General features: G+C 72.0%; 28 protein-coding genes. 11 read left to right on the forward strand and 17 right to left on the reverse strand.

The genetic code is table 11. The features are described from left to right. The 4 genes from AB0J52_RS02720 to AB0J52_RS02735 all read right to left on the reverse strand — a co-directional run. The coding region (locus AB0J52_RS02720) for a response regulator (RefSeq protein ID WP_500179818.1) at nt 1–252 on the reverse strand (252 nt) is incomplete at its 3' end. Continuing rightward, nucleotides 249–1,418, reverse strand: coding sequence for a sensor histidine kinase (locus tag AB0J52_RS02725; RefSeq protein ID WP_500179819.1), 1,170 nt, complete (start codon nt 1,416–1,418; stop codon nt 249–251). The genes AB0J52_RS02720 and AB0J52_RS02725, both read right to left, overlap by 4 nt. 50 nt (nt 1,419–1,468) lie before the next feature. After that, the gene (locus AB0J52_RS02730; RefSeq protein WP_500179820.1) at nt 1,469–2,086 is read right to left on the reverse strand and encodes an ATP-binding cassette domain-containing protein; all 618 of its coding nucleotides are present in this window, start codon (nt 2,084–2,086) and stop codon (nt 1,469–1,471) included. 91 nt (nt 2,087–2,177) lie between these two features. Next, nucleotides 2,178–3,341 (reverse strand): lactate 2-monooxygenase, encoded by a 1,164-nt coding sequence (locus tag AB0J52_RS02735; RefSeq protein ID WP_500179821.1) that lies wholly within the window; start codon nt 3,339–3,341, stop codon nt 2,178–2,180. Nucleotides 3,342–3,419: 78 nt separating this feature from the next. On the opposite strand from AB0J52_RS02735, the gene AB0J52_RS02740 reads away from it, so the two are divergent. Both AB0J52_RS02740 and AB0J52_RS02745 read left to right on the forward strand, forming a co-directional pair. Then, nucleotides 3,420–5,951: a DNA gyrase/topoisomerase IV subunit A gene (locus AB0J52_RS02740; RefSeq protein WP_500179822.1), complete on the forward strand. Its 2,532-nt coding sequence runs from the start codon at nt 3,420–3,422 to the stop codon at nt 5,949–5,951. 117 nt (nt 5,952–6,068) lie between these two features. Next, a complete protein-coding gene (locus tag AB0J52_RS02745) occupies nt 6,069–6,821 on the forward strand; it encodes an SDR family NAD(P)-dependent oxidoreductase (protein WP_500179823.1) in 753 nt (250 codons plus the stop codon). Nucleotides 6,822–6,833: 12 nt separating this feature from the next. Here the strand turns inward: AB0J52_RS02745 and AB0J52_RS02750 are convergent, their stop codons facing one another. After that, nucleotides 6,834–7,556 carry an ATP-binding protein gene (locus AB0J52_RS02750; RefSeq protein ID WP_500179824.1) on the reverse strand — a complete coding sequence of 241 codons (723 nt, stop codon included), beginning with the start codon at nt 7,554–7,556 and terminating at the stop codon, nt 6,834–6,836. A 139-nt stretch (nt 7,557–7,695) separates the two neighbouring features. On the opposite strand from AB0J52_RS02750, the gene AB0J52_RS02755 reads away from it, so the two are divergent. Both AB0J52_RS02755 and AB0J52_RS02760 read left to right on the forward strand, forming a co-directional pair. Then, a complete protein-coding gene (locus AB0J52_RS02755; protein WP_500179825.1) occupies nt 7,696–8,646 on the forward strand; it encodes a helix-turn-helix domain-containing protein in 951 nt (316 codons plus the stop codon). After that, entirely contained in the window at nt 8,643–8,840 is a 198-nt protein-coding gene (locus AB0J52_RS02760) for a DUF397 domain-containing protein (protein ID WP_500179826.1), read from the forward strand. The genes AB0J52_RS02755 and AB0J52_RS02760 overlap by 4 nt, the downstream gene beginning before the upstream one ends. Before the next feature lie 72 nt (nt 8,841–8,912). Here AB0J52_RS02760 and AB0J52_RS02765 read toward each other — a convergent pair whose 3' ends face one another. Then, on the reverse strand, nt 8,913–9,398 hold the full coding sequence (locus AB0J52_RS02765) for a GNAT family N-acetyltransferase (RefSeq protein WP_500179827.1): 486 nt from the start codon (nt 9,396–9,398) through the stop codon (nt 8,913–8,915). A gap of 131 nt (nt 9,399–9,529) precedes the next feature. Between AB0J52_RS02765 and AB0J52_RS02770 the strand changes: the two genes are divergently transcribed. Next, complete coding sequence (locus tag AB0J52_RS02770) at nt 9,530–10,096, forward strand: hypothetical protein (protein ID WP_500179828.1); 567 nt, start codon at nt 9,530–9,532, stop codon at nt 10,094–10,096. An 88-nt stretch (nt 10,097–10,184) separates the two neighbouring features. Continuing rightward, nucleotides 10,185–11,039 carry an AraC family transcriptional regulator gene (locus AB0J52_RS02775; protein ID WP_500179829.1) on the forward strand — a complete coding sequence of 285 codons (855 nt, stop codon included), beginning with the start codon at nt 10,185–10,187 and terminating at the stop codon, nt 11,037–11,039. Between the two features lie 62 nt (nt 11,040–11,101). Here the strand turns inward: AB0J52_RS02775 and AB0J52_RS02780 are convergent, their stop codons facing one another. From AB0J52_RS02780 to AB0J52_RS02800, 5 genes are all read right to left on the reverse strand, one after another. Next, nucleotides 11,102–11,716, reverse strand: coding sequence for a hypothetical protein (locus AB0J52_RS02780; protein WP_500179830.1), 615 nt, complete (start codon nt 11,714–11,716; stop codon nt 11,102–11,104). Nucleotides 11,717–11,862: 146 nt separating this feature from the next. Beyond that, nucleotides 11,863–13,224, reverse strand: coding sequence for a glucose-6-phosphate dehydrogenase (locus AB0J52_RS02785; protein ID WP_500179831.1), 1,362 nt, complete (start codon nt 13,222–13,224; stop codon nt 11,863–11,865). Further along, nucleotides 13,221–14,630 carry a M20/M25/M40 family metallo-hydrolase gene (locus AB0J52_RS02790; RefSeq protein WP_500179832.1) on the reverse strand — a complete coding sequence of 470 codons (1,410 nt, stop codon included), beginning with the start codon at nt 14,628–14,630 and terminating at the stop codon, nt 13,221–13,223. The genes AB0J52_RS02785 and AB0J52_RS02790 overlap by 4 nt, the downstream gene beginning before the upstream one ends. Nucleotides 14,631–15,121: 491 nt before the next feature. After that, the gene (locus tag AB0J52_RS02795) at nt 15,122–15,484 is read right to left on the reverse strand and encodes a nuclear transport factor 2 family protein (RefSeq protein ID WP_500179833.1); all 363 of its coding nucleotides are present in this window, start codon (nt 15,482–15,484) and stop codon (nt 15,122–15,124) included. A gap of 83 nt (nt 15,485–15,567) precedes the next feature. Further along, complete coding sequence (locus tag AB0J52_RS02800) at nt 15,568–16,356, reverse strand: hypothetical protein (protein WP_500179834.1); 789 nt, start codon at nt 16,354–16,356, stop codon at nt 15,568–15,570. Between the two features lie 236 nt (nt 16,357–16,592). Here AB0J52_RS02800 and AB0J52_RS02805 point away from each other — a divergent pair, with 236 nt between their 5' ends. Next, nucleotides 16,593–17,723 carry an acyl-CoA dehydrogenase family protein gene (locus tag AB0J52_RS02805; RefSeq protein ID WP_500179835.1) on the forward strand — a complete coding sequence of 377 codons (1,131 nt, stop codon included), beginning with the start codon at nt 16,593–16,595 and terminating at the stop codon, nt 17,721–17,723. Continuing rightward, a complete protein-coding gene (locus AB0J52_RS02810; RefSeq protein ID WP_500179836.1) occupies nt 17,720–18,661 on the forward strand; it encodes an acyl-CoA dehydrogenase family protein in 942 nt (313 codons plus the stop codon). The genes AB0J52_RS02805 and AB0J52_RS02810 overlap by 4 nt, the downstream gene beginning before the upstream one ends. Before the next feature lie 51 nt (nt 18,662–18,712). Here AB0J52_RS02810 and AB0J52_RS02815 read toward each other — a convergent pair whose 3' ends face one another. Then, complete coding sequence (locus AB0J52_RS02815; RefSeq protein ID WP_500179837.1) at nt 18,713–19,627, reverse strand: hypothetical protein; 915 nt, start codon at nt 19,625–19,627, stop codon at nt 18,713–18,715. 145 nt (nt 19,628–19,772) lie between these two features. On the opposite strand from AB0J52_RS02815, the gene AB0J52_RS02820 reads away from it, so the two are divergent. From AB0J52_RS02820 to AB0J52_RS02830, 3 genes are read left to right on the forward strand one after another with little or no spacing between them, the layout of a single operon-like run. Next, nucleotides 19,773–20,132 carry a GntR family transcriptional regulator gene (locus AB0J52_RS02820; protein WP_500179838.1) on the forward strand — a complete coding sequence of 120 codons (360 nt, stop codon included), beginning with the start codon at nt 19,773–19,775 and terminating at the stop codon, nt 20,130–20,132. Beyond that, nucleotides 20,129–21,007, forward strand: a complete 879-nt coding sequence (locus tag AB0J52_RS02825) for an ABC transporter ATP-binding protein (RefSeq protein ID WP_500179839.1) — start codon at nt 20,129–20,131, stop codon at nt 21,005–21,007. Before AB0J52_RS02820 ends, AB0J52_RS02825 begins: the two co-directional genes overlap by 4 nt. Then, nucleotides 21,004–21,984, forward strand: a complete 981-nt coding sequence (locus tag AB0J52_RS02830) for an ABC-2 membrane transporter-related protein (protein WP_500179840.1) — start codon at nt 21,004–21,006, stop codon at nt 21,982–21,984. The genes AB0J52_RS02825 and AB0J52_RS02830 overlap by 4 nt, the downstream gene beginning before the upstream one ends. Before the next feature lie 35 nt (nt 21,985–22,019). On the opposite strand, the gene AB0J52_RS02835 is transcribed toward AB0J52_RS02830, so the two are convergent. The 5 genes from AB0J52_RS02835 to AB0J52_RS02855 all read right to left on the reverse strand — a co-directional run. After that, the gene (locus tag AB0J52_RS02835) at nt 22,020–22,694 is read right to left on the reverse strand and encodes a response regulator (protein WP_500179841.1); all 675 of its coding nucleotides are present in this window, start codon (nt 22,692–22,694) and stop codon (nt 22,020–22,022) included. After that, complete coding sequence (locus tag AB0J52_RS02840; protein WP_500179842.1) at nt 22,691–23,986, reverse strand: sensor histidine kinase; 1,296 nt, start codon at nt 23,984–23,986, stop codon at nt 22,691–22,693. The genes AB0J52_RS02835 and AB0J52_RS02840 overlap by 4 nt, the downstream gene beginning before the upstream one ends. Then, nucleotides 23,983–24,468, reverse strand: coding sequence for a hypothetical protein (locus AB0J52_RS02845; RefSeq protein ID WP_500179843.1), 486 nt, complete (start codon nt 24,466–24,468; stop codon nt 23,983–23,985). Before AB0J52_RS02845 ends, AB0J52_RS02840 begins: the two co-directional genes overlap by 4 nt. A 52-nt stretch (nt 24,469–24,520) precedes the next feature. Then, complete coding sequence (locus AB0J52_RS02850) at nt 24,521–25,495, reverse strand: GlxA family transcriptional regulator (protein ID WP_500179844.1); 975 nt, start codon at nt 25,493–25,495, stop codon at nt 24,521–24,523. A gap of 188 nt (nt 25,496–25,683) precedes the next feature. Beyond that, nucleotides 25,684–27,000 (reverse strand): MFS transporter (locus AB0J52_RS02855; RefSeq protein WP_500179845.1); only part of this gene is annotated, 1,317 nt, incomplete at its 5' end.

Here is a 27,000-nt window from a genome sequence, read left to right on the forward strand (position 1 = left end):
GTGCGCGGTGACGATCACCAGGCGGCACGACGGCAGGTCGCGGGCGAGCCGCTCGGCCGCGTCCAGCCCGGACATCCCGGGCATGTCGATGTCCAGGACGGCCACGTCCGGCTTCAGCGCGAGGGCCCGCTCGACCGCCTCGTCGCCGCGCCCGACGTCCGCGACGACCTCGATGCCGTCCTCGGTCGACAGCAGCAGGACGAGCGCCTCGCGGATGAGCAGGTGGTCGTCCGCCAGCAGCACGCGGATCATGGTCCTCCCGTCGGCAGGGCCGCGACCAGCCGGAACGTGCCGTCCCCGGTGGCCCCGGCGGTGAACTCGCCGCCCGCGGCCGCGAGCCGCTCCGCCAGCCCGGCCAGGCCGCTCCCGGCCGCTCCGTCCCCGGTCCGGCGCGCCGCGCCGTCGTTGACGATCTCCAGCCGCACGCGCGATCCGGCCGCCGCACCTGCTCCGTCCCCGGCGTCCGCTCCGTCCCCGGCGTCCACACGGATGCGGCACCAGGTGGCCGAGGAGTGGCGCAGGATGTTGGTCGCGGCCTCGCGGACCACCCAGCCGAGCGGTTCGTGCACGTCGGCGGGCAAGTCGGCGGGCACCTCGGGCCGGTCGCAGGAGATCCCGGCGGCGCGCAGGACGGCGGACATGCCGTCCAGTTCCGTCCGCAGCGACGTGGCGCGGTAGCCCCGCACGACCTCCCGGACGTCCCGGACCGCGTCCCGTGCCATCGTCTGGATCTCGGCCAGCTCCTTGCGCACGCGCGCGGGGTCCCGGTCGGCGAACCGCTCGGCGACCTCGGCGCGCAGGGCCACAGCCTGGAGGCTGTGCCCGAGGACGTCGTGCAGGTCCCGCGCGAAACGCAGGCGTTCCTCGCCCACGGCGGAGCGGGCCAGCTCGGCCCGCGCCTCCCGCAGCTCCTGGACGACATGGAACAGCCAGACCGTGATGTACCCGGAGAACACGACCATCGGGAACGCCACCAGCTGGTACAGGACGGCGAGGGGCCGCATCCCGAGCACGAGCCCGTAGGCCGCCCCGGCGACCGTCCCGGCCGCGGCCACGCCGACCGCCTGCCGGAGCGGGAGCACCACCGCGATCAGCCCGGCCGGGACGAGCAGCGCGTTCCCCCACCCGGTGTCCACGCCGAGCAGCGCGGGCAGAGCCCAGCTCAGCAGCGTGATCACGGCGAGTCCGAGGCGGTGGACGGGCGAGGTGCGCCGCGTCAGGTTCAGCCACAGGAGCCGTCCGTAGAGCCCGCACACGGCCGCGACCGCGACCAGCGCCGGGACGAACCGGACGGCGTCACGGCGTACGAACGCCTCGTCCCACAGGGCCGGGAGCAGCAGACCGGCGAGCGACACCGAGGTCAGCGCCACGATGATCGCGGCGATGACCGGAGCGCGCGGGATCCGGGGCTGCACCACGCGCTCAGCGTACGGCGACTCCCGCCATGCCGCCGCCCGCCGCCGCCCGTTCAGGCCGCGCGCCCCGCCCGCGCGGCCGACGGGAGGCGGGCGTCCAGGACGGTGACGCGGTCGGCCCGGCAGGCCTCGTCGATGTCGCGCGTGGTGAACAGGACGGCGGTGCCGCTGTCCGCCAGAAACCGCAGGACGGTCCGGACGCGCGCCGCCGAGAGCGCGTCCAGCCCGGTGAACGGTTCGTCCAGCAGGAGCAGGTCGGAGCGTCCGACCAGGGCGAGCGTCAGGTCCAGGAGGCGGCGTTCGGCGGCGTCCAGCCGTTCGAACGTGACGGACGCGCGATCGGTGAGGCCGGTCAGGCGGAGCGCCTCGGAGCGGGTGAGCGGGTCGAGGGTCCAGCGGCGCCAGGCGTCCACGACCTCCGCGACGGTCAGCCCCGGGAACAGGCCGCCCTCGCGCCACACGACCGCCGGCCCGCCTGCGCCGGTCTCGACCGATCCCGAGGCGGGAGGCCGGAGCCCGGCGACCGTTTCCAGCAGCGTGGTCTTGCCCGCGCCGTGCCCCCCGAGGACGGCGTGCACCTCGCCCCGCCCCAGGCTGAGCGAGACCTTCCCCCGCGTCTCATGGCGAGCCTGGATGTGCAGATCCCGAATCTCGACAACCGACGGCCTCATGTATCCCATGCTGCGCACCGGACGGCCCGGCGTGCAGTCACGGGCGTCAGGAAGCGTCCATGAGGTTTTCAGCGACCACCCATGACAAATGTCAGGCGCGCACGAGGGATTCGAGGTTGAGCTCGGAAATCGTGCGGTGCCCGGACAACGCCATGGTCAGCTCCAGCTCGGCCTGGATGCAGCGCAGCACATGCCGCACACCGTCCTCGCCACCCAGCGCGAGCCCGTACGCATAGGGACGCCCGAGCAGAACAGCCTGCGCACCCAGAGCGAGGGCCTTCGCGACGTCCGCGCCCGTCCGGATGCCGCTGTCGAACAGGACGCTCATCCGGCCGCCGACGGCGTCCACCACCAGCGGCAGTGCGTCCAGGGAGGCGATCGCGCCGTCCACCTGGCGTCCGCCGTGGTTGGAGACGATCACGCCGTCCATCCCCGCGTCCAGGGCGCGCCGGGCGTCGTCCGGGTGCTGGATCCCCTTCAGCGCGATCGGACCGTCCCAGTGCTCGCGCAGGAACGCCAGGTCGTCCCAGGTCAAGGACGGGTTTCCGAACTGGCCGATCCAGTGCAGCAGCGCGGTCTGCCGGTTCGCGTCGGTGACGGGCCCGCCCACCGCCTTCTGGAAGACCGGGTCGCTGAAGTAGTTCGCGACACCGATCCCGCGCAGGAACGGCAGGTACGCCTGGTCGAGGTCGCGCGGCCGCCAGGCCAGCGTGAACGTGTCGAGCGTGACGACCAGCGCCGTGTACCCGGCGGCCCGAGCGCGTTCGAGGAAGCTGGCGGCGAGCTCGCGGTCCTTCGGCCAGTACAGCTGGTACCAGCGCGGCCCCGATCCGCCGGCCTCCGCGACGTCCTCCATCGTGCTGGACGCGGCCGTGCTCAGGATCGTCGTCAGGCCGGTCGAGGCCGCGGCGCGCGCGGTCGCGAGCTCGGCGTCCGGATGCAGGATCGCCTGGACGCCGATCGGCGCGAGCACGACCGGCGCGGGCATCGGCGTGCCGAGGACGTTGACGGACAGGTCGCGCTCGGCGACGTCGCGCAGCATCCGGGGGATGATCCGCCAGCGGTCGAAGGCGTCCCGGTTGGCGCGCTCGGTCGCCTCGCTCCCCGCCGACCCCGTCAGGTACCCGTAGGCCGTCGCGGACAGTTTCCGCTCGGCGAGCGCCGCCAGGCCGGTGAGGTCCGTCGGCAGGACGGGCCGCACGTCAGCCAGCCCGTTGAGGTAGATCTCGTTCTGGAAGTCGGAGAGCTGGCTCAAGCGGAAATCCTCCTAGATCCGGCGCGCCGGGGGGCGTCGCGGGCGAATCTGTCCCCGGGACCGTCCACAATGTTTCACATGGCACGTCGTGGATCCCAAGCCCCTCCCCCGCCGCCCGACTTCGAAGAGAACATCATCGACGTCGACGTCTCCGAGGAGATGCGCGGCTCGTACCTGGAGTACGCCTACTCGGTGATCTACCAGCGGGCGCTTCCGGACGCGCGCGACGGGCTCAAGCCCGTGCAGCGCCGCATCCTGTACTCGATGAACGACATGGGCCTGCGCCCCGACCGCGGGCACGTCAAGTGCGCCCGCGTCGTCGGCGAGGTCATGGGCAAGCTGCACCCGCACGGCGACAGCGCGATCTACGACGCGATGGTCCGCCTGGCGCAGCCGTGGGCGATGCGCATCCCGCTGGTGGACGGGCACGGCAACTTCGGCTCGCTCGGCGGCGACGACATGCCCGCCGCCATGCGGTACACCGAGGCGCGGCTGTCGCGGGCGGCGATGGCGATGGTCGCCTCCATCGACGAGGACACCGTCGACTTCAAGCCGAACTACGACGGCCAGGAGACCGAGCCCGAGGTGCTGCCCTCGGCGTTCCCGAACCTGCTGGTCAACGGCGCGTCCGGGATCGCGGTCGGGATGGCCACCAACATGGCCCCGCACAACCTCGGCGAGGTCGTCGCCGCGGCCCGGCACCTGCTCGCGCACCCCGACGCCACGCTCGACGACCTGATGCGGTTCGTCCCGGGCCCCGACCTGCCGACCGGCGGCCGCATCACCGACCTCAGCGGCATCCGCGACGCCTACGCCAAGGGCCGCGGCACCTTCCGGACGCGTGCCACCGTCCAGATCGAGAACGTCACGGCCCGGCGCAAGGGCATCGTCGTCACCGAGCTGCCCTACGCGGTCGGCCCGGAGCGGGTCAAGGCGAAGATCAAGGAGCTCGTCCAGGCGAAGAAGCTCAACGGCATCGCCGACCTGAAGGACCTCACCGACCGCAACGTCGGGCTCCGCCTGGTCATCGAGATCAAGAACGGCTTCAACCCCGAGGCCGTGCTCGCCGACCTCTACCGGCTGACGCCGATGGAGGAGACCTTCGGCATCAACAACGTCTGCCTCGTCGACGGCCAGCCGCGCACGCTCGGCCTGCGCGAGCTGCTCCAGGTGTACGTCGACCACCGCATCGAGGTCGTCCGCCGCCGGTCGATGTTCCGCCGCACCAAGCGCGAGGACCGGCTGCACCTGGTCGACGGCCTGCTGGTCGCGCTGCTGAACATCGACGAGGTCATCCAGGTCATCCGCCAGTCGGACGACTCGGCGCAGGCCAAGCAGCGGCTGATGCAGATCTTCGAGCTGTCGGAGATCCAGGCGCAGTACATCCTGGACACCCCGCTGCGCCGCCTCACCCGCTACGACCGGCTCGAACTGGAGAAGGAGAAGGAGCAGCTCGCCCGCGAGATCGCCGAGCTGACCGCGATCCTCGACTCGGAGAAGAAGCTGCGCCGGGTCGTCTCCACCGAGCTCGGCGCGGTCGCCGCCGAGTACGGCACGCCGCGCCGCACCGTCCTGATGGAGGCGTCCGGCACGGTCGAGGCCGCCGCGGTCCCGCTGGAGATCGCCGACGACCCGGTGCTGGTGCTGATGTCGTCCACCGGACTGCTCGCCCGCACCACCACGGCCGACCCGCTGCCCACCGGCGGCGCCCGGTCCTCGCACGACGTCCTGCTCTCCGCGGTGCGGACGACGGCGCGCGGCGAGGTCGGCGCGGTCACCTCCGCGGGCCGCCTCATCAAGGTGGACGTGCTCGACCTGCCGACCCTGCCGCCGACGTCCTCGCCGCCGTCGCTGGCGGGCGGCGCGCCGGTCACCGAGTACGTCGACCTCGACCCGGACGAGAAGGTCGTCGGCCTCGCCGCGCTGGACGACTCGGGCGGCGGGCTCGCGCTCGGCACCGAGCAGGGCGTGGTCAAGCGCGTGGTCCCCGACTTCCCCGCCAACCGCGACGAGTTCGAGGTCATCGGGCTGAAGGACGGCGACCGCGTGGTCGGCGCCGTCCAGCTGGAGTCGGAGGAGCAGCACCTGGTCTTCATGACCGACGACGCGCAGCTGCTGCACTACAGCGCCGCGCTGGTCCGGCCGCAGGGCCGTCCGGCGGGCGGCATGGCCGGCATCAAGCTCGCCGCCGGGGCGAAGGTCATCTGGTTCGGCGCGTTCTCCCCGGACTGGGAGGCGATGGTCGTGACGGTCTCCGGGTCGTCCACGGCGCTGCCCGGCACCCAGAACGGCGCGATCAAGGTCTCCGACTTCGCCGACTTCCCGGCCAAGGGCCGCGCGACCGGCGGCGTCCGGTCGCACCGGTTCCTGAAGGGCGAGGACGTCCTCATCCAGGCGTGGGCGGGCGTCGCCCCGCTGCGCGCGACCGCCGCGAACGGCAAGCCGATCACCATCGACGAGGAGATCGGCCGCCGCGACGGCTCGGGCAACCCGCTGGCACAGCCGGTCGCCGCGTTCGGCGGCCCGCTCGGCCCGCTCCCCGAAGACCCCGCCGACTCCGCCACGGCCGCCGCCGAACTGGCGGGCGAACAGGGCGGCGAGGTCGACTGACGCACCCGTGCTCGGCCGGGTGCCTCTGAGTGGCCGCCCGGCCGAGACACGCCTTGCCGGATTAAGCCCGGCTCTAACTCGATTGGCCCGCGCCACCGCATGCCGTGAACTCGTCCCATGGCATCCAGCACTCATGTGGCGATCGTGACCGGCGCGGCCCGAGGCATCGGCGCGGCGGTGGCCAGACGCCTCGCCCAGGACGGCATGGCCGTCGCGGTCCTCGACCGGGACGACTGCGCCGACACCGCCGAGGCCATCACCCGCGAAGGCGGCAAGGCCCTGCCGATCACGGCCGACATCGCCGCGGAAGACCAGGTCACCGAGGCCGTGGCCCGAACCGTCGCCGAACTCGGACCACCCACCGTCCTGGTCAACAACGCGGGAGTGGGCCCGCGCGCGGAACTGGTCGACATGACCACCGAGCAGTGGGACACGGTCCTCGGCGTCAACCTGCGCGGCCCCTTCCTGGTCACCCGCGCCGTCGTCCCCCACATGATCGACGCCGGCTGGGGACGCGTCGTCACCATGTCGAGCATCAGCGCGGTCGGCGACGCCGCCCGCGTCGACTACGGCAGCGCCAAGGCGGGCCTCATCGGTTTCACCAAGTCCCTGGCCCTGCAGCTCGGCCGCCACGGCATCACCGCCAACGCCATCGCGCCCGGCTTCATCGTCAGCGACATGACCCGGGCCTCGGCCCGCCGCCTCGGCCTGGAGTTCGACGAGTTCGTCCGCCAGGCCGCCGCGAAGACCCCGGTAGGACGGGTGGGCCACCCCGAGGACATCGCCCACACCGCGTCCTACCTGACCAGCCCGAACGCCGGCTTCGTCTCAGGCCAGGTCATCTACGTGGCCGGCGGCCCCATCGACTGACCCGCCCCACACTCATCGTCCCGCCGCGTCCAGATCCTCGTTGCAGCGGACGATGAGCTCCGCCAGTTCAGTGATCTCGACCAGAGGGTGCCGCGTCGTCCCGACGCTGGGAGTGGTGAGGTGGAATCCGTGCGGCCGAGCCCACACCGTGATCTCGGCCCGCACGGACAGCACGCCCATGTTCCACCCCTCACTCCGATGCACCGGCCCCAGCCCGCGCGCAACGAGCGCGGCCTGCAGCTTCCGAAGGGCGCAGCCCACGTCCATCTGCGGAAACGGCCAGGCCGCGCCTACCGGTAGCGCGAAGTACGTGACCTTGCCCGACCTGTGCGGGTCTCCAAGGCGCGCCCGACTCCGATGGACGCCCCACTCCCCTCCATGCTCGGCGGCGAGCGCGTCCACGATCTCGAGCCCCCGCCCGCCCTCGCTGTCGAACCCCGCCCGGGACGCCGTCCACGGGGACGCCCCCTTCCAGGGAGTCGCGTCGAAGACCTGCGCGACGAGCTGCGCCTTCTCACCGCGCCGGTACACCGAGAGCTCAGGCAGGGCTCCGAGCGCGGGAACGCGAGGAACGCCGTCCAGCGCGTGCAGGAACACGTTGCCCGCCAACTCGGAGACCATCGTGGACGCGTCGTACACGAGTTCGTCCGCCAGGCCGAGCGCTGACATGACCCCGCGCAGGTGACGCCGCGCGACGGCGGCACACGACGCGTCCGGCGGCAGCCCCCACGTCACACACTCCCCCGCCCGAACCCGCGCCGCCCCAACGACCGAATCCGCCGAACCAGGAGGATTCTCCATCCGATCACCACCCCGCTGACGTCGGCTTCATCGCCGAACGTGGTCATGTCGCGCCTCAGCGTGGCATCCGTCGATGATCCATTCAATCGAAAATCTAAAAGAGCTTCCTGATTCCGGATTCACCAGAATGATCACGTCCTGTGATGGCACGCTGACTCTCATGCCGGAGATCCACGCCGCCGGGTACAGCCCGACGATCAAGAAGCGCGCAGTGAGCCGGAAGCTCGTCCAGGCACGCAAGAACGTGGGAATGACGACCACCGAGGTCTGCAAGCGCCTGCGGTGGAGCCCGTCCAAGCTCAACTACATCGAGAAGTCGAAGTGGATTGAGCCGAACAGCGACGCTGTCGCCGACCTGTGCGAGCTGTACGGAATCGAGGGCGCCGAACGCGACGCTCTGATCAACCTCGCCCGCGAAGGTCGCCAACGCGGTTGGTGGTCGCGGTACAACGACGTCTTCCGGGACGAGTTCCCTGGCTTCGAGGCCGGGGCATCATTCGTCAGGACCTTCCAGAACACCTTCGTCCCCGGCCTGCTCCAAACACAGGGCTACATCGAGGCGGTCACTCTTACCGCCGGAATCGACGACCCGGCGGAAGTCGAGCGCCACGTCAACGCCCGCCTCGAACGACAACGACTGCTGTCGCGCGCCGAGTCCCCTGTCCGCCTCCAAGCGGTCATCGACGAGAACGTCATCGCCCGCCTTCGGCCTCACGACGTACGAGTGACGCAGCTCAAGCACCTCGTCGAGATGGCGGGCAAGGAGAACGTCGAACTCCGGCTCATCCCCGCCATCGCCGGTCTCTATCCGGGCGCCGGAGAGTCCTTCACCTATCTCGGCTTCACTGATCCTGCCGAGCGTGACATCGTCTACCTGGAGACGACCATCGACTACCGATTCCTCGAAGAGAAGGATGAGTTGCGCCGGTTCACCGACCGCTTCGGCCACCTCGCCGAGGTGGCGCTGTCCCCCGAGGCGACCCGCGATCGGCTACTCGACGAGCTCAAGAAGGAACCCGCATGAACCCTGTCGAACTCAGTTGGCGAAAGAGCACGTACTCGCAGGGCGGCGGCTCTGACTGCGTGGAAGTCGCGGCGTCCGGAACGCATCTCTTCGCGCGGGACTCCAAGGACACGTCCGGCCCCGTGTTGTCGTTCGGGCCCGACACTTGGCGGGCGTTCACGGAGACCCTGAAGCGCGGCGACCTCGATCTGTAGGTGGCTGGTGCGTCATCACCTCGGTGCTTCCCGCATCGCACCCGTCCTCTACGACGCGCCAACTGAACCTGGCTATCGCTCGCGTTCTTCCGTCTTGAAGGTGCGGAAGCCTCGGCGGTGGTAGTTCGGGAGCGCGCGGGGATGGTCCAGCGTTGAGGTGTGCAGCCAGACCCTGGATACCTCGGGGACGAGCTCCCACGCCCGCTGGATTCCGAGCGTCAACGCGTATCCTCCGATGCCCTTGCCCACGAACTCCGGCAGTAGCCCGAAGGCCGCGATCTCCACGTCCTCACCAGGGTGGAGATCGTAGGAGACGACGCCGGCCGGGTCGTGCTCGAACGACAGCAGACAGAACGTCCTGTCCTGGTATCCCGTCGCCCACTCCTGCCGGGTGCGCGTCGCGCTCCTCCAGCCGTACGGGGCGCCGACCCTCGTGTGGACGTCCGCCAACAGCGGCGACTCCAGATCGAGCGGCTCCAAGACCAGGCCCGGAACAGGCGTCGCCAGGACGAGCTGGTCGCGGGATGTCATCACGACATAAGTCACGATCTCCCTCACCAGGGCAGCCTAGGTCGCCGACACCCCGCGCGACAGACTGAGCACGAAAGTACAAGCCGCCGACGAGGCCCCGCCGACATCCTGATCCGGACGCGATCGGATCCCGGTCGCGCACCGAGGTAGGGAGAACCATGCGAGCGACCCTGTCGAGAACGGTCCTCACCGTCGCCCTGGGCGTGGGGACGGCACTCACCGCCGCCGTCCCGGCGTCCGCCAGCACCGTGCCCGGCGACGCGCGCGGCGCCGTGCGGGCGGCGGGCCCGCACTGCGACGCGGGCTGGGCCGTCAAGGTGCAGCGCAAGGTCAAGTACAAGCAGTCGACCGGCGAGCGGCCCGACGAGCTCATCAACCGCACGTCCCACCCCGTGCAGCGCACCTACAGCCTCACCCGCCAGGCGACCACCAAGTGGAACGTCACCGTCGAAGGCTCGGTGTCCTTCAAGGCGTGGGTGTTCGCCGAGGTGAACGTCAAGGTCGGCGGCGGCCTGGAGAAGCAGAGCAGCATCACCAAGTCCCTCACCGACACCATCACGGTCAAGCCGCACCGAACGCTGCTGGTGTCGCGGGGATTCCGCAAGCTCAAGGTGTACGGGAACACCTACTACACCTGGAGCAACTGCTCGACGGGCAAGTACAAGAGCTTCGTGCTGACCGCCCCCTACTCCAAGTACGTGGAGTACAAGGAAGTCCGCAACTAGGCGCGGATCCGGATTTCCGCGAAGCGGGGAGCCGGGGCCTCCGGTCGCGCTCTTCCCTGTGCGGGGCGGCCGGACGATAGTGGGCACCGTGATCAGTTGCATGCTTCCGGCGTCCTCCAGCGGCCTGAGACTCGACCAGGTCGTCAACCACGGCGATGAGCCGTCGGGCTGGGACGAACCCGCCGTCGATGAGATCGATGCGATCTGCCTGTTCCACCGGGGCGGCTTCCTGCGTGAGGCCCTCGGCCGGCGATCGTTCCTGGATCCCGCGACCGGTTACGTCAATCTCGCCGGGACCCAGGAGCGGTTCGCCTCGCCGATGGGCAACAACTACACCTTCACCGCGATCACCTTCACTCCCGCCGCGTTCGACGAGTACGCGGGAGCCCTGGCCCGCAGGCGCGACGGCGAATGGGCGTTCCCGGTGGGCGCCGCCGTCGGCCTGCGGCACCGGGAACTCCTCGGCGCCTGTGGGGCGGGCGCGGACCGGCTGGAGATCGAAGAACGTCTCCACGTGCTGCTGGAGGTCCTGCTGGCGCAGCCGCCCGCGGGAACCGGCGACACCCACGGTTCGGCGGCGACGCGCTCACACCACCGCCGCCTCGCCTCCACGGTCCAGGAAGCGCTCAACTCCGGCCACCTGACGACCGGCCTGGACGAGCTGGCCGGCCTGGTCGGCTCCTCCCCCAAGCACCTGAGCAGGGTCTTCCGCCGGGTCACGGGCCGCACGATCACCGCCTACCGCAACGAACTGCGAGTGCGGGCGGTCCTGGAGGACCTCGCCCAGGGCCGCGACACCCGGCTCGCCGAACTCGCCGCCGAGTACGGGTTCACCGACCACGCCCACCTGACCCGGACGATCCGCAACCACCTCGGCGAATGCCCCTCGTCCCTGCGAGAGAAGCTGAACGCCGACGCAACCTCGACGCCCGCCATGTCATAGCCCGGGACTCACGTCCACCCGCCAGCACCCTCGTCGTGCCGTCTGACGCCCCATCCACAGCGTTAGGGCTGGTGGTCGTAGGTGCAGTCGGGGGGGTCGTTGGGTGGGGTGAACTGGGTGGGGAGCGTGATCGGGGCGGCTTTGATGGTGTAGCCCTTCAGCCAGTGGCCGTCGGGGCCGGGGCCGGCGGGGCTGAACGGGGCGGGGCCCGTGCCCATCTGCTGGCACTGCTCGTTCACGATGCCCCACGAGAAGCCGACGCGGTCGAAGCGGTGGCCCTGCGGCGACTGGTAGAAGGTCAGCGTCGCGCGCCGCTTGTTGGGGTCGCGCTGGTCCGTCCACAGGCCGGAGATGACGGCGACGGGACCGGCGGCCATGATGTAGTCGGCCTTGAGCTTGACCCAGGTGTGCTCGCCTTGGGCGTAGTGGTCGATGTCCACGGTGCCGGTGGCCGCGCCCACGACCAGTTTGCCGTGGTCCAGCCGCCAGGGGTTGCCGTGGACGTTCACGACGAAGCGGCGGTACGGGTTCTGCGGGTCGGCGGGGAAGTGCACCCAGGCATCCCCCACCAGGCTTGATTCCTTGAGGGCCGGGGCGGGCGAGGACGCGGACGCCGTTCCGGCGCCGAGTGCCGTCACTGCCGTGATCGCGGCTGCGAGGGTGATCCGGGTTGCCATGCGACCTCCTCGGGAGTCGATGACTCGAAGGTCGCAGGCGCTGCGGACGGCGTGCCTCCCCCCGAGGAGGGGAATCGCGCGGCCGGGCTCCCTCCCGCGAGGTGCCGCCCCTCCCCTGCGCGGAGTGGCCCGCGCGGGGGAACGGCTCAGGCTCCGGCGACGCGCGCCCAGCCGGACGAACCGGGCAGCCGTTCGGCGGAGTCCGGCCCCCACGTGCCCGGAACGTAGCGGCGCGGAGGTTCCTCCGAGTCGAGGATCTTCGACACGATGCGCCAGGACTCCTGGATGAACGGGAAGGACGCGAACGCCGACGCGTCCCCGACGATCGCCGCCTCCAGGATGTGCTCGTACGGCAGGTCGGCGCTCACCATCGGCGTGAGGTGGACGGGCACGGCGGCGGTCTGCGCGGGATGGCCCTCGGCCCGGTTCACCGAGACGTCCAGCCCGAGCCCGTGCCGTTTGTGCAGGTGGAAGCGGAACAGGTTGGGTTCCGGACGGCCGTACAGGGCGACCGGCGGCGTCTTGAACCGGACGATCGCCTCCGTGGCCGTCACGGGCAGGGCCTTGCCCGTGCGGACGTGGACCGGGACGTCCTTCCAGCGCCAGTTGTCGATCCAGAGGCGGGCGGCGACGAACGTCTCGGTCGTCGAGTCGGGATGCACGCCGGGAACGTGCTGGTATCCGTCGTACTGGCCGCGCACCGTCTCGGACGGCTCGATGGCGCGGACGGCGCGCAGCAGCTCCCACTTCGCGACGTTCTCGGCCAGGGCGTCCCGGCAGGACGGCGGGTCCATGGTGAGCAGCGCGAGGATCTGCAGCAGGTGGTTCTGGAACACGTCGCGGATCGCGCCGGTCGGGTCGTAGAAGGTGCCCCGGTCGGCGACGTCGAAGTCCTCCGCCATCGTGAGCTGGATGGACTCCACGTGCTCGCGGTTCAGCAGCGCCTCGATGATCGGGTTGGCGAACCGCGCGACGGAGATCCCCCGGACGGACTCCGACCCGAGGTAGTGGTCGACGCGGAAGAGGGCCTCGTCGCCGAACGCGCGGCGCAGCTCCTCGTCCAGGGCGCGGGCGGACGCCTGGTCGTGCCCGTACGGTTTCTCGACGACCAGGCGGGCGTCGCGGTTGAGGCCGGCGCGGGCGAGCTGCTCGGCGATGGTCCTGAACTGGGTCGGCGGGGTGGCCATGTAGTGCGTGACGAACGGCGCGTCCGCGACGGCGTCGCAGAGGCGGCGGTAGGTCCCGGGGTCGGTGAGGTCGCCGTCCACCACACTGAGCCGGGACGCGAGCCCGCCGAAGACCGACTCGTCCAGGTCGTCCCCGAGCGAGGCGCGGGCGTGGGCGCGCAGGTCGTCGTCGGTCCACGCGCGGCGCGTCACCCCGATCACCGGGACGTTCAGCCGTCCGCGCTCGGCCAGCCGGTACAGCGCGGGCAGCAGCGACCTGCGCGCCAGGTCCCCGGTGATCCCGAAGAGGACGAGCGCCGACGCGACCGGTTCGCGGCTCATGGCGGTCCCGCCGAAGTCGTCACGTCGTTCGCCCAGCGGGCGGCGAACTCGGCGAAGAACAGGGCCTCCGTCACGACCGTGTTCTCCAGCTCGGACACCAGGACGCGTTCGTTCGGCGCGTGCAGCTCGCACTTGCCGTCCTGCGCGCCGAACAGCAGCACCTCCGCGTCCGGGACGGCCTTGTGCAGCGAGCTGACCAGCGGAATCGCGCCCCCGGCGGCCATCCGCACCGGATCGGTCCCGTAGGCGGCGCGCATCGCGGCGGTCATCGCCTCCATCGCCGGACCGTCCCTCCCCGCCCGGTATCCGTCGCCCGCCTCGCCCGCGACCGAGACGGTGAGCGGGATGCCGAACGGCCGCTGCGCCTCCAGGTGCCGGATCAGCGCTGCCCGGGCCTCCGTGGCGGGCTGCCCGGGATGGATCCTCAGGTTGATCTTGGCGCGCGCGTAGGGGACGCAGGCTCCGGCCGCCTTGTCCACCGGGACCGCGTCGATCCCCGTGACGGTGATGGCGGGCCCCGACCACAGGCGCTCCCCGAGCGTGCCGGTGCCGAGCAGCGGCATCCCCGGCTCGACCCCGGCGGCCTCGCTGAACTCCACGTCGGTGTAGGTCGCTCCGGTCCACGGCTCGCGCCGAAGGCCCTCGACCGCGACGTCCCCGTTGTCGTCGTGCAGGCTCGCCAGGGCGCGGACGAGCGCGAGCATGGCGTCCGGCGCCGGCCCGCCGAAGTTCCCGCTGTGCTTGGCCCCTTCGAGCGTCCGGACCTCCACGACGACGTCGGCGACACCGCGCAGCGCGACCGTCAGCGTCGGCTGCCCGGCGCGCAGGTTCCCCATGTCCGCGATGGCCATGGCGTCGGCGCGGAAGTCGTCGGGACGGGCGGCCGGATGGTCGTCGAGCGGGCTGCCCCACTCCTCCGCGCCCTCGAACACGATCTTGACCCCCACCGGCGGTCGGCCGTCCCACGCCCGGATCGCTCCGAGATGGGCGATCAGGTTGGACTTGTCGTCGGCGATGCCGCGCGCCCTGATCGCCTGGGCGCCGTCCTCCTCGAACGGCGTCGGTGCGAACGGCGGCGACCGCCACAACGACTCGTCCCCGGGCGGCTGGACGTCGTAGTGCGCGTACAGCAGGACGGTCGGCGCACCCTCAGGGGCGGGGATCGTTCCGGTGATCACCGGCGGCGTGTCCGGCAGCCGGATCGCGCCGACGTCCCGCACGCCCGCCTCCGCCAGCATCCGGACGACGTGGTCGTGCGCCCGGAGAACCTCGCCGGGCGGGTGTCCGGGGAAGGCGATCGACGGAATGGCCGCGAGCCGCTCGAGTTCGGCGACGAGATCCGGCGTGAGCGCCCGCGCCCGCGCCTCGATGTCCCGGGCGTCCCAGTCGTCCTCGACGTTCCGCACAACTCACCCCCCGACTCCTACCGTTTCGGGGGGACGACACGAAGGCGATCTACCCGGGGCCGCTTCCGGGGAAACGAGCCTGGAACCTGCCCAAATCGCCCACAAAGCGAAACACCGGCCACCCTCGCAGAAAGGTGGCCGGTGCTCTGCGCGTAGGTCAGCTCACTCGCAATAAGGTGACCTTCGAGACGTTTATAGCATATCCCGCCCGACGCCCGAATGCGCCGAATTCGCGGATCTTCTCGTCGTTGTTTCGGTCCGGCGGCATACCCGGCGGGGCGCCGCCGCCCAATGCACCGGCAGAGTGTGATCATCCGCCAACGGTCCGCTGCGCTGCCTTGATGAACGCTGAACATGTCCACATGCTGGACAGCCGTGCGTCGACGCGGCAGGGCGCCGCGAACCGCATATTCGGACAAACAGACTCTTGAGACCGAATTCCGGCGCGGTCCAATGACGCTCCGGCCGGACGGTCCCGGACGGCCGGGCGGTCAGGTCGTCCGGAAGTCGCCGGGGCCCCAGAACGCCTCCATGCGGGTGACCCTGCCGTCCTCGGCGAACGTCATGACCTCCATGCCGTCGATGTGCAGGTTGGGGAGGTCGGCGGAGAAGCGCATGGCGCCGCGGTTCCCGTAGGAGCCGCAGACCTCGTGCGCGGTGAGCTTCACACCCGTCGCGATCGAGTCGGTGTAGAACTTCTCGATCGCGGCGCGACCCGAGGTCGCGGGCCTGCCGACCGGGTCCTCGATCACCGCGTCGTCGGTGTAGAGGTCCGCGACGGCGGCGGCGTCGCCCGCGTTGAACAGCTCCACGTAGCGGCGCATCGCGGCCTTCATGTGCTCGGCGTCGGGCATGGTCGTCCCTTCCTCGGCGGGGCCGTCTCCGCCAAGGTAGCCTGTCGAGCGGTCGCTTGCTTGGTTCGTCGAGCGTGCGAGCCTCAGCCACGCCGGGGCTTGGGCGGCCTCGGGACCGCCGCCTCACCTTTCCTGCCGTCCACGGCCCACCCTTTGCCGCTTTTGCCCCGCACACCTGGACCGTCCGTGCGGCGAGAACTGCGCTCCTCCGGGGGACGCGGACCGCCCGCCTCGGCCAATCGGGAATCCGCCGCACCGGAGTTTGCGTCCGCGTCGCTATCCGCCGGATGCGCATCCGTGGCTTCTGTGAATCGCGCGACGGCGGCATCGCCGAGGTGCGTTTGGGCACGGTCCGTCGGGTGCGCGCCAGGGGCATCCGCATTCCGCGCATTCGGCGCGTCCATGGGACATTTTCCCTCCGCTTCCGCGAACCAGGCAGCCGCGTCATCCGCGTCCTGGGAGGGGCTGCCGGCGAGGGGCCGCGAAGTGCGGTCGAGGGCGCGCCAGCGCGAGGATTCGCGGGGCGGCGGGGGCGCGGCGCCCGGGCCGGCGCCGTCCTCGGCGGCCTCGGCCGCCTCGGCGAGGGCGGCGAGCAGGTCGCGGGGAGCCCCCTCGAAGCCGTCGTAGTGCCAGCGGCGCACCAGCCGCTCGCCCTCGACGCCGGGGTTGAACCGCTCGAAGGAGAAGCAGCCGGCGACCGCGAGGCGGACGATGAGCCGGTCGCTGTCGTCCAGCTGCATCGCGTACGCGGCGGCGTCGATCAGCCCGATGGCGGCCCGGGCGTTGCGCCCGCCGTCGCGTTCCTCGGCCCGGTCGATGCGCCACTGCGCGTACGGGCGCAGGAAGTCGGCGATCATCCAGCTCTTGGGCACCTGACCGTCCTCTCGGTCGCGCGGCGGGGAAGCCGTCCCCATGCTGCGCCGAAGATCAGTCCCGCCCGGTCGATTTGACCGGAGCATTGCCGCCCCTTGGCCGACCCGCAGTTCCGGACGGACGGTCCGAGCGCGTAGGCGCGGCTCCGGGGGGCCTCCTCCCTCGGCGTCCGCGCGTGCTGTAATCTACCAAACAGTTGTTAGATGGAATCCTCGGAAGGTGAAGGCCGCCGCTGATGGATCTCGACTTCTCGCCCGCCCAGGAGGCGTTCCGCGCGGAGGCCCGCGACTGGCTGCGCGCGCACGTCCCGGCCGAGCCGCTGCCCTCCCTGGAGACCGCCGAGGGCTTCGCCGCCCACCGCGCGTGGGAGCGGACGCTCGGCGCGGACCGCTACGCGACGGTCAACTGGCCGGCCGAGTTCGGCGGACGCGACGCCACCCCGCTCGAATGGCTGATCTTCGAGGAGGAGTACTACGCGGCGGGCGCGCCCGGCCGGGTCTCGCAGAACGGCGTCAACCTCCTCGCCCCCACACTGTTCGAGCACGGCACGCCCGACCAGCTCCGGCGCGTCCTGCCGCCGATGGCCCGGGGCGAGGTGATCTGGGCGCAGGCCTGGTCCGAGCCGGGTGCGGGCAGCGACCTCGCGGCCCTGCGCTCCACCGCGACCCGCGCCGACGGCGGGTGGCTGCTGAACGGCCAGAAGACCTGGAGCTCACGCGCCGCCTTCGCGGACCGGGCGTTCGGCCTGTTCCGCTCCGACCCGGCGTCCGAGCGGCACCGCGGCCTGACCTACCTGATGTTCCCGCTGGACGCGTCCGGCGTGACGATCCGCCCGATCGGACGCCTCGACGGCAAGCCCGCGTTCGCCGAACTCTTCCTGGACGACGTGTTCGTCCCGGACGACGACGTCATCGGCGACCCCGGCAACGGCTGGAAGGTCGCGATGAGCACCGCGGGCAACGAGCGCGGGCTCACTCTGCGCTCCCCCGGCCGGTACACCGCCGCCGCCGACCGCCTCCTCGCGCTCTGGCGCGACCGCGGCGACCCGTCCGACACGGCCCTGCGCGACCGGGTCGCGGACGCCTGGCTCAAGGCCCGCGCGTACCGCCTCAAGGGCTTCGAGACGATCTCCCGCACCGACGACATCGGCGCGGAGTCGAGCCTGAACAAGGTCTTCTGGTCCGAGTTCGACATCGCGCTGCACGAGACCGCCCTCGACCTGCTCGGCCCGGACGGCGAACTGGACGGCGACTGGCTGGAGGGCTACGTCTTCTCCCTCGCCGGGCCGATCTACGCGGGCACCAACGAGGTCCAGCGCAACGTGATCGCCGAGCGCGTGCTCGGCCTGCCCAGGGGAGCGCGATGAGGTTCGTCCCGACCGAGGAGCAGCGCCTCTTCGCGGCCAGCCTGGACAAGCTCCTCGACCAGGCCGACACGCCGTCCGCGATCCGCGCCTGGGCGTCCGGCGACCACACCCCCGGCCGCCGGATCTGGACGTCCTTGGCCGAGGCGGGCGTCTTCGCGCTGGCCGTCCCGGAGGAGCACGACGGCATGGGCCCGCTCCCCGTCGAGCTCGTCACGGCCATGCACGAACTGGGCCGCCACGCCGTCCCCGGGCCCCTGGTCGAGACGATCGCCGCGGCGGCCCTCCTGACAGCGATCGGCGACACCCATTGGCTCCCTCGCATCGCCGCGGGTGAGGCCCTGGTCTCGGTGGCCGCGCCCTACGCCCTCGACGCCGACGTCGCCGACCTCGTCCTGGTCGTCCGGGACGGCGACCTCTACGAGGCCGAACCGGCGAGGGCGCTCCGTCCGTCCATCGACCCGTCCCGCCGCCTCTTCGAGGTCACCCCGACCCGGCGACTCGGCGCGGCGGACGAACCGGCCCTCGACCTGGCCACCCTCACCTGCGCCGCCCAGCACCTGGGCCTCGGCCGCCGCCTCCTGGAGGTCTCGGTCGACTACGCGAAGACGAGGCACCAGTACGGCCATCCGATCGGCGAGTACCAGGCCGTCAAGCACCACCTGGCCGACGCCGTCATCGACCTGGAGTTCGCCCGCCCGCTGATCCACGCCGCCGCCCTCGCCCACGGCACCCCCGACTTCCCGCGCGACGTGTCCGCAGCCAAGATCGCCGCCGCCGAGGCCGCCTACGGCACCGCGAAGACCGCCCTCCAGGTCCACGGCGCCATCGGCTACACCGCCGAGTACGCCCCGTCCCTCTGGATCCGCAAGGCCCGAGCCCTCCACACCGCCTGGGGCTCCCCCGCCACCCACAGAGCCCGCCTCATCGCGGCCCTCTGACACAAAGCGCCGGGTGCCCCGAGGCACCCGGCGTCCGACCGCGGTGTGCGATCACTCGTCGCCGAACACGTCCCCGATGCTCTCGGCCTCGATCGCCCGATCGAACCAGACGTCCAACACGGCCCGGTCGCCGCACGAGGAGATCCGCTCCCGCGCCGCGTCCGGCACGTCGAGCCGCCGCTTCCCGAGCACCCGCAGCAGCTTCCGCCGCGCCTCCGCCAGCTCCCCTGCGGCCACACCCTCGGCCACCCCCTCGGAGCGGCTCTGAGCGCGCAGGGTGTCGAAGAGCGGTGACTTGTGGTGGACCACCGTACTCATCACGTGACTCCATGATCGGTAGGAGAGGGTCCTCAGCAGACCCGCGTCGATGAACTTGGCGAGCGTCTCGGCAGTGGGCGCGTCCAGCTCGTTCAGCGCCTCTCCCAGCTCCTTCATTATGCCCGCCGTCCCCGAAGATCTCGCATGGGTCAGGACGGCGAACGTCCCGGACAGCGGGTCGGCGAGGAATTCGGCCGCGCTGGTGAACAGATCGACGTCGCCCGGCCCGATCGCGATCGGGTAGTACGAGGCGCAGGGCCGATCGGCCAGCCCGATGTGGAACGGTGTGCGCGCCCACTCGGCCGTCTCCTCGTCGCTGCAGACGACGATCAGTGTCACCTCGCACCGGTATTTCTTGCGCAGGTGGCCGATGTAGTGGGGCCAGCTGTGGTGCTTGTCCCAGTCGACGCGCTGCTGCGCCTCGATGATGACCGCGTGCCGCAGGCCGCCCGGCCCTTCCAGCTCCGCCATCAGGACGGTGTCGCTCTCGCCCTTGACCACGAGGTGATCGATATGGGTCGGGTCGATCTCGGTCACCGTCCGGACGCTCGGAAAGTCGACGCCGACATGGTTCTTGAGGGCTCGTACGAAGAGCATCGGATCCTGCCGGAAGATCCGGTGCAGCGCCTCGTGAGGGGGTTTCGCCACCCGCACGACACTACAGACGGTGACCTATCGGTCACACGCATTGGAGGGGTTGACGAGGGCGAGAGACGAGATCTACCGTTTCACTAACATCATAGTGGAACGGTGTTTTCGAGTGTTTCGGTTCCGGTTGGACGGGCGGAGCGGGGTGCCTCCGTATCTGCAGCTGGTGCAGCAGGTGCGGCAGGCGCTGCTGCTCGGGTATCTGCGGCACGGAGATCAGTTGCCGACCGTGAAGGAGGTGGTCGGGGGCCTCACGATCAACCCGAACACGGTCGTGAAGGCGTACCGGCAGCTGGAGAACGAGGGGATCGTCGCGGCGAAGCCCGGGCAGGGGACGTTCGTCACGGCGGAGGTGGAGGCGGTGGCGCCGGCGGACTACGCGCGGCTGCGGCGGTCCCTGGAGCGGTGGGTGCGGGACGCGCGGACGGCCGGGTTGGACGAGGAGACGGTCACCGCGTTGATCACGACCGTCTGGAACGACGTCCGGGCGGAGGGCGTCGCATGACGGCGGCGCCGACTCCGGCGGCGGCACTGGAGACCGAGCGGCTCGGGATGCGGTTCGGACGGTCCTGGGCCCTGCGGGACTGCTCGGTGAGCCTTCCCGCCGGGGCGGTCGTCGCGCTCGTGGGGCCGAACGGCGCCGGGAAGACCACGCTGATGCACCTGGTGTGCGGACTGCTGCGTCCGTCCGAGGGGTGTGTGCGGGTGTTCGGCGAGGCGGCGGACAGCGGGTCGGCCCGGGCCCTGGCGCGGGTCGGGTTCGTCGCCCAGGAACATCCGCTGTACCGGGGGATGACCGTCGCCGAGTTGCTGCGGATGGGACGGGCGCTCAACCCCGGTTTCGACCAGGGCCTCGCCGAACTTCGGCTCGACGGGCTGGGGATCCCGCTGAAGCGGCGGGCGGGGGCGCTGTCGGGCGGGCAGCAGGCGCAGGTCTCGCTGGCGCTCGCGCTGGCGAAACGGCCGATGCTGCTGGTCCTGGACGAGCCGCTCGCGAACCTCGATCCGGTCGCGCGCCGGGACTTCACCCGGACGCTCATGTCGGCCGTCGCTGAGGACGGCGTGACCGTGCTGCTGTCCTCGCACGTCATCGCCGACCTCGAGGCCGTCTGCGACCGGCTGGTGCTGCTGGACCAGGGGACCGTCCGGCTGGACGGGGCGATCGAGGACGTCCTCGCCGCGCACCGGATGATCAGCGGGCCGCGGGAGGCGGCGGCGGACATGCCGGGCGTGGTCAGGGCCGTGCACAGCGGACGGCACAGCGACCTGCTCGTCCGGACGGGCGCGGAGGCGGAACTGCATCCGGTATGGCAGGAGCATCACGTGGGCCTGGAGGAGTTGATCCTCGCCTATCTCGAGAAGCCGGTGGTGACGCGGTGATCTGGTTGACGTGGCGATTGCACCGGACGCAGGTGTACGCGGGCCTGGCGCTCGTGGCGCTGGTCGCGGCGGTCTTCCTGCCTTACGGCGAGGCGGTGCGCGGATCGTTCTCGTCGCACGGGGTCGGGGCGTGCCTGGCGCGCGACACCGGCGGCGAGCCGTGCCAGACGACGATGCACGCGTTCCTCCAGGAGTTCAACCAGATCGCGAACCACCTGGCCACCTGGTTCAGCCCGATCCCGGGCCTGATCGGTGCGATCGTCGGCGCGGGCGTGCTCGGACGCGAGTACGAGCAGGGCACGTGGCGGCTGGCGTGGACGCAGTCCGTCCCGCGCGGCCGGTGGCTCACGCAGCGCGTCCTCCTGGTCGGCGCCGGCATCACCGCGGTCTGCCTGACGCTCTCCCAGATCTTCACCTGGTTCCGCGCGCCCGTGGACGAGGTCTCTGGACGGTTCGCACCCGGCGCGTTCGACCTCGAAGGGCTGTCGCTCACCGGGTACACGCTGTTCGCGTTCGCGCTGGGCGTCCTGGCCGGGCTGCTTCTGCGGCGCACGGTCCCGGCGATCGTGGTGGCGTTCGCCGGGTTCATGGCCGTCCGGATGCCGGTCGAGTTCTGGCTCCGGGAACGCTTCCAGACCCCCGCGAGCAGGCTGTCCGCGCCGGCTTTCCAGCGCACCCTCGGGCCGACGTCGGTTCCGGTCGTCCCCGGTAGGCCCGGCTGGACGCTCGGCTACCACCTGGTGGACGGTTCCGGGCGCACCCTCACGGCCGCCGAGGAGGTGCGCGTGCAGACCCAGGCCCAGGCGACGCACGACCCCGACGCCTATCTGCGCGGCCTCGGCCTGCATCTCAGGACGGTCTACCAGCCGGCCGGCCGGTTCTGGACGTTCCAGCTCATCGAGTTCTCGATCTTCGCGGGAGTGGCGCTCGTGCTGCTGGTCCTCGCCGTGCGCCTGCTCCAGCGGCGCGGCGCCTGACGGCCGCCTCGGGCGGCTCGGGCGGCTCGGGCGGCTCAGTCGACCTCGCGGGCCAGGCCGTTGCGGAAGGCGTAGGTGACGGCCTGGGCGCGATCGCGGAGGTTCGCCTTCGCGAACAGGTTGTTGATGTGGGTCTTCACCGTGGCCTCGCTGATGAACAGCTCGCGGGCGATCTCGGCGTTGGAGCGTCCGCGCGCGATCAGCGTCAGCACCTCCGCCTCGCGGCGGGTCAGGCCGTCCGGGAGACCGCGGCCGCGCGACTTCGGCTTCGGCTCCCCCGCCGTGACCGCGTCCACCAGGCGGCGCTGGATGGCGGGGTCGAGCTGCGCGTGCCCGCCGCGCACCGCCTCGACCGCGCGGGCGATCTCGTCGGCGCCGGCGTCCTTGGTGAGGTAGCCGCGGGCGCCGGCGCGCAGCGCCGCGAAGATGGACTCGTCGTCGGCGTAGGTGGTCAGCACGACGACCTCGACCTCGGGATGCAGCTCGCGCATCCTCGCGGTCGCCTCCACCCCGTCCATGCGGGGCATGCGCAGGTCCATGAGGACGACGTCGGGCGAGACCCGCGCGACCAGGTCCAGCGCCTCCGCGCCGTCGGAGGCCGAGCCCGCGACCTCCAGGCCCGGCAGCAGTTCGAGCAGGAGCACCAGTCCCTCCCGCACCACCGTCTGGTCGTCCACGACGACGACCCGCGTCACTCGTTCGTCCGTCACACTCGTATCCGCAGCGCCACCCGGAAGCCCTCGCCCTCCGGTCCTGCCTCCAGGGTCCCACCTACCAGCTCGGCGCGCTCCCGCATGCCGACCAGGCCGTACCCGCCGCCGGGCGCGGCGACGGGCTCCTCGGTGCCGCCGGTGTCGGCGACGGTGAGCTCGACGGCGTCCGGCAGGTGGTCGAGGCGGATCCGCACGGACGCGCCGGGCGCGTGCTTGCGGACGTTGGTGAGCGCCTCCTGCGCGGTCCGGACGAACGCCAGGGCCCGGGCCGAGGTGAGGTCGTGCGGCGTCCCGGTGATCTCCAGATCGGCCGGACGGCCCGTGACCGCGTGGAACTCGTCGGCGAGTTCGGCGAGCGCCTCGTCCAGCGGCGGTGCTTCGCCGCGCAGCGCGGCCAGGGCGCGCCGGGTCTCCTCCAGGCCCGTGCGCGCGAGCCGCTGCGCCCGTTCGACCCGTTCCAGCACCCGCTCGCGCTCGCCGTCCCGGACGAGCAGGAGCCGCGCCCCCTCCAGGTGGACGATCTGCGCCGACAGCGAGTGCGCCAGGATGTCGTGGATCTCCCGCGCCATCCGGGACCGCTCGGCGAGTGTCGCCTCGTTGGCCTCGGACCGCCGCCGCCAGCGGCGTTCGCGCAGCGCGAGCGCGGCCGCGTAGACGCCGAGGAACGCCATGACCGACCACATGTCCACCGAGTGGTCGGCGACGACCTGGAAGACCACCAGCGTCCCGGCGGCCCCGACCGTGAACAGCGCCCCGTCCCTGCCGGGACGGCGCGCCGCGGCGATGCCGGCCGCGATGTAGGAGAGCGTCACCGCGCCGACGTGCGACTCGATGAGGTTCACGCCGAACCCGGACAGGACGGTGATCTCCAGTGGCAGCAGCACCCACCGGGAGGCGGAGTCGCGGGCGAAGCCGAGCAGGCCCCACGCCAGGCCGCCGATGGCCAGCAGGTTCAGCACGGCCAGCCCTGCCCACGCCGCCATCGGGTGCGGCCCGGACTTCGCCACCGCCAGCAGGTAGAACCCGGATCCCCAGATCAGCAGCCCGCTCCGCGCGAAGATCCGTCCCAGCCGGTCGCCTGGCGGCCCGTCGGGGACGGAGGACCGCTCCGCCTCACAGGCGCTCCACCAACCCTCGAACGCCACGTACCGCTTCAGCCAGCCGAGCTTCGTGCTGCCCCCGGCAGCGGACAGGCCCGAGGTTCCGGTCGGCGGCGACGGCTCGCCGGCCGGTTCGGACGGCGAGCCCGTGGAGGAATCACGAGTCGGTGCCACCGGACGTTCGCTCATGCCGCGACGTTAACGCCGGTGTGCCGCGCCGGCAGCGAGCGGGACCGCACGTCCAGGATCGCGTACTGGGCCAGCAGGGACACGCCGAGGAACGCGATCAGGTTCCCGGACCCGGTCCGGACCCCGAGCACGTAGGCGACACCGATCAGCCCGACCCGGACGGCGATCGACACGATCCACGCGGCGACCGTCAGGCCGCCGCCGCGCCGCCAGAGGGAGCCGTCCGGCTCGCGCCACAGCCGCATGGTCGCGGCCCGCAGGGCGCCCAGCAGCAGGGCGGCGACCGCCTCCACTCCCAGCAGCCCGACGCTGAGGACCTCGTGCGCGTGGTCGATCACCCCGCCCTGCGCGAGGCCGGCGACCACGAGGATCGCCGGAAGCGTGTACATCCTCGCCTCGTCGATCCGCCGCGTCCTGAGCTGCCGCCGCAGCACCAGCCCCAGGACCAGCAGGACGACCAGGACGTTCACCGCAGTGCTCATACCTCGAAGCTACGGAGCGCGAGGCGTCCGGGAATCGGAGCGGAGCGGGAGTTCAGTTCCTCCACCCCGGGGTGGAGAACATGCGCCGGTACCGTCCCGGCGTCGTGCCGGTCTCGGCGGCGAACCGGCGCCGGAAGTTGGACAGGTCGGGGAACCCGCACGCGGCGGCGACGTCCTCGACGGTCGCGTCCGTCCGTTCCAGCAGCGTGCGGGCCGCCTCGATGCGCCGCCGCAGCAGCCACCGGCCGGGCGCGACGCCGAGGCCCCGCTCGAACAGCCGGGCCAGCGTCCGGGGCGAGACCGCGCCGTGGGCCGCCAGGTCCTCCACCCCGATCGGCCGGTGGAGGTTCGCCTCCGCCCACGCGATCACCGAGGCCAGGGTCTCCTCGGCGGCCCGCCCGGGCCGCGGCGTGAGCCGCGAGTACTGCCGCTGGCCGCCGTCCCGGTGCGGCGGCAGCACCATGTGCCGGGCGATCTCGGCGGCGTGCGCCGCACCGAGGTCCCGCCGGACGAGCGCCAGCGCCAGGTCGACGGCCGCGCCCGTCCCGGCGCTGGTCGCGACGTCGCCGTGGTCGATGTAGAGCTCGTCCGGGCGGACGGCCACCTTCGGGTACAGGTCCGCGAGCTCGTCCGCCATCCGCCAGTGCGTCGTGGCCGACCGCCCGTCGAGCAGACCCGTCGCCGCCAGCGCGAACGCCCCCGAGCAGAGCCCGGCGATCCGCGCGCCGCGTGCGTGCGCGCGCCGCAGCGCGGCGACCAGCCCGCCGGAGGGACGGGCCGCGTGATCCGGCCATCCGGCGATGACCACCGTGTCGGCCGCGTCCATCGCGTCGAGCCCGTCCTCGACGAACAGCGGGCAGCCCGCGATGGTCGGGACGGGCCCGGGCGTCTCGGCGCACACCGTGAACGAGTAGCGCGCCGGGACGTCCGGATGCGCGACGCCGAAGACCTGCGCGATGCTGGCCAGCTCGAACGGCGACTGCGGCGGCACCGCGAGCGCGACGACCCGATGGGGCCCGGACGACATGCCGGCAGAGTACGAACCGCCCAGGACAATCCCGCCGCGCCCCGGCCGAGCCGGCGGCGTGCCCCCTGCACACTTGACCACTTCCACAGGGATCGGACGATGGCGCGACCGATACGGCTCCGTCCCAACGATCATCAACGTCGCCGGTAGCGGGATCCGCCGCATGCCAGGCCGTCACGCCGGCCTGATCAGGCCCTTGCCCGCGTGAACAGGTGGAAGGCCAGCGCCGCGACGGCGGCCAGCAGCGCGACGCCGCCGCCGAGCGCGAACCCGGTCGCGTAGGCGTGCTCGGTCGGAACGGTCGTGTGCGGCAGCGTGTCCCGGGCCAGCAGCGCCGGGGTGACCGCCCCGGCCACGGCCCCGCCGACCAGCCTGACCAGGCTGTTCACCGCGCTCGCCACAGCCGTCTGCTCCGGCCGGACGTGCTCGACCGCCATCGTGCCGAGCGCCGCGAACGCCAGCCCGACCCCGGCCCCCAGCAGGAGCGCCGCGCCGTACACGTCCCACCGGTGGCCGTGGAAGACCGCGAGCCAGCCGATCGCGAACGCCGTCAACGCCGACCCCGCGGCGACGAGCCCGGCCGCCGGGACCCGCCGCATCAGCCAGCCCGCCCGCATGGACACCACGATCATCACCAGCGTGGTCGGCAGCAGGAACAACCCGGCCGCGAGCACGGACGCCCCGAACCCGTACCCCGCCCGCGCCGGCGTCTGCACGAAGTTGGGGATGAGCGTGAAGCCCCCGTAGAGGGCGAATCCGAGCAGCATCGACGCGACGCTCGCGCCGATCGTGCCCCGATGCGTGAGCATCGCGATGTCCACCAGCGGCTCGGCGGCGCGCCGCTCCACCACGACCCAGAGCGCGCCGAGCACCACCGTCGCGGCGAACAGCCCGAGGACGCGACCGGACGTCCACCCCCAGGCGCGCCCCTGGCCGATCCCGAGGAGCAGGCTGACGAGCAGCCCGCCGAGCAGCGCGGCCCCGGGGACGTCGAGACGCCCCCGAACAGGCGACGCCTCGTCACGCACGACGAGGGCCACCACCGCCGTCGCGACGGCCGCGAGCCCCGCGATCACCCAGAACACCGGGCGGTACCCGTCGGTGTACCGCGCGACGGCCCCGGCCAGGACGAGCCCGCCGCCGACCCCGACACCCATCGTCGCCGACACCACGCCGAGCCCGGTCGGCAGCTTCTCGCGCGGCAGGAGGCCGCGGACGATCCCGACCGTGAGCGGCAGCACCGCCATCGACACCCCCTGCAGGACGCGCGCGACGATCAGCATGGCCAGCGACGTGGACAGGGCGCCGAGCACCGACCCCGCGACGAGCGCGCCCATCGCGACGAGCAGCATCCGCCGCCGCCCGTACAGGTCCCCCATCCGGCCGAGCAGCGGGGTGGCGACCGCCCCGACCAGCAGGCTCACCGTGAACGCCCAGGCCACGGAGGTCAGCGGGGCGTCCAGCGCGGCCGTGAGCCGGCCGAGCAGCGGCAGCACCGCCGTCTG

This window comes from Spirillospora sp. NPDC049652 (assembly GCF_040675125.1).
Classification (GTDB): Bacteria; Actinomycetota; Actinomycetes; order Streptosporangiales; family Streptosporangiaceae; genus Spirillospora.

Bases quoted from the DNA above. Each gene is read 5' to 3' on its own strand.
- AB0J52_RS02730 (WP_500179820.1), bottom strand. From the start codon at position 2,086: ATGAGGCCGTCGGTTGTCGAGATTCGGGATCTGCACATCCAGGCTCGC.
- AB0J52_RS02740 (WP_500179822.1), top strand. From the start codon at position 3,420: ATGGCACGTCGTGGATCCCAAGCCCCTCCCCCGCCGCCCGACTTCGAA.
- AB0J52_RS02745 (WP_500179823.1), top strand. From the start codon at position 6,069: ATGGCATCCAGCACTCATGTGGCGATCGTGACCGGCGCGGCCCGAGGC.
- AB0J52_RS02755 (WP_500179825.1), top strand. From the start codon at position 7,696: ATGATCCATTCAATCGAAAATCTAAAAGAGCTTCCTGATTCCGGATTC.
- AB0J52_RS02760 (WP_500179826.1), top strand. From the start codon at position 8,643: ATGAACCCTGTCGAACTCAGTTGGCGAAAGAGCACGTACTCGCAGGGC.
- AB0J52_RS02770 (WP_500179828.1), top strand. From the start codon at position 9,530: ATGCGAGCGACCCTGTCGAGAACGGTCCTCACCGTCGCCCTGGGCGTG.
- AB0J52_RS02780 (WP_500179830.1), bottom strand. From the start codon at position 11,716: ATGGCAACCCGGATCACCCTCGCAGCCGCGATCACGGCAGTGACGGCA.
- AB0J52_RS02785 (WP_500179831.1), bottom strand. From the start codon at position 13,224: ATGAGCCGCGAACCGGTCGCGTCGGCGCTCGTCCTCTTCGGGATCACC.
- AB0J52_RS02795 (WP_500179833.1), bottom strand. From the start codon at position 15,484: ATGCCCGACGCCGAGCACATGAAGGCCGCGATGCGCCGCTACGTGGAG.
- AB0J52_RS02805 (WP_500179835.1), top strand. From the start codon at position 16,593: ATGGATCTCGACTTCTCGCCCGCCCAGGAGGCGTTCCGCGCGGAGGCC.
- AB0J52_RS02810 (WP_500179836.1), top strand. From the start codon at position 17,720: ATGAGGTTCGTCCCGACCGAGGAGCAGCGCCTCTTCGCGGCCAGCCTG.
- AB0J52_RS02825 (WP_500179839.1), top strand. From the start codon at position 20,129: ATGACGGCGGCGCCGACTCCGGCGGCGGCACTGGAGACCGAGCGGCTC.
- AB0J52_RS02840 (WP_500179842.1), bottom strand. From the start codon at position 23,986: ATGAGCGAACGTCCGGTGGCACCGACTCGTGATTCCTCCACGGGCTCG.
- AB0J52_RS02845 (WP_500179843.1), bottom strand. From the start codon at position 24,468: ATGAGCACTGCGGTGAACGTCCTGGTCGTCCTGCTGGTCCTGGGGCTG.
- AB0J52_RS02850 (WP_500179844.1), bottom strand. From the start codon at position 25,495: ATGTCGTCCGGGCCCCATCGGGTCGTCGCGCTCGCGGTGCCGCCGCAG.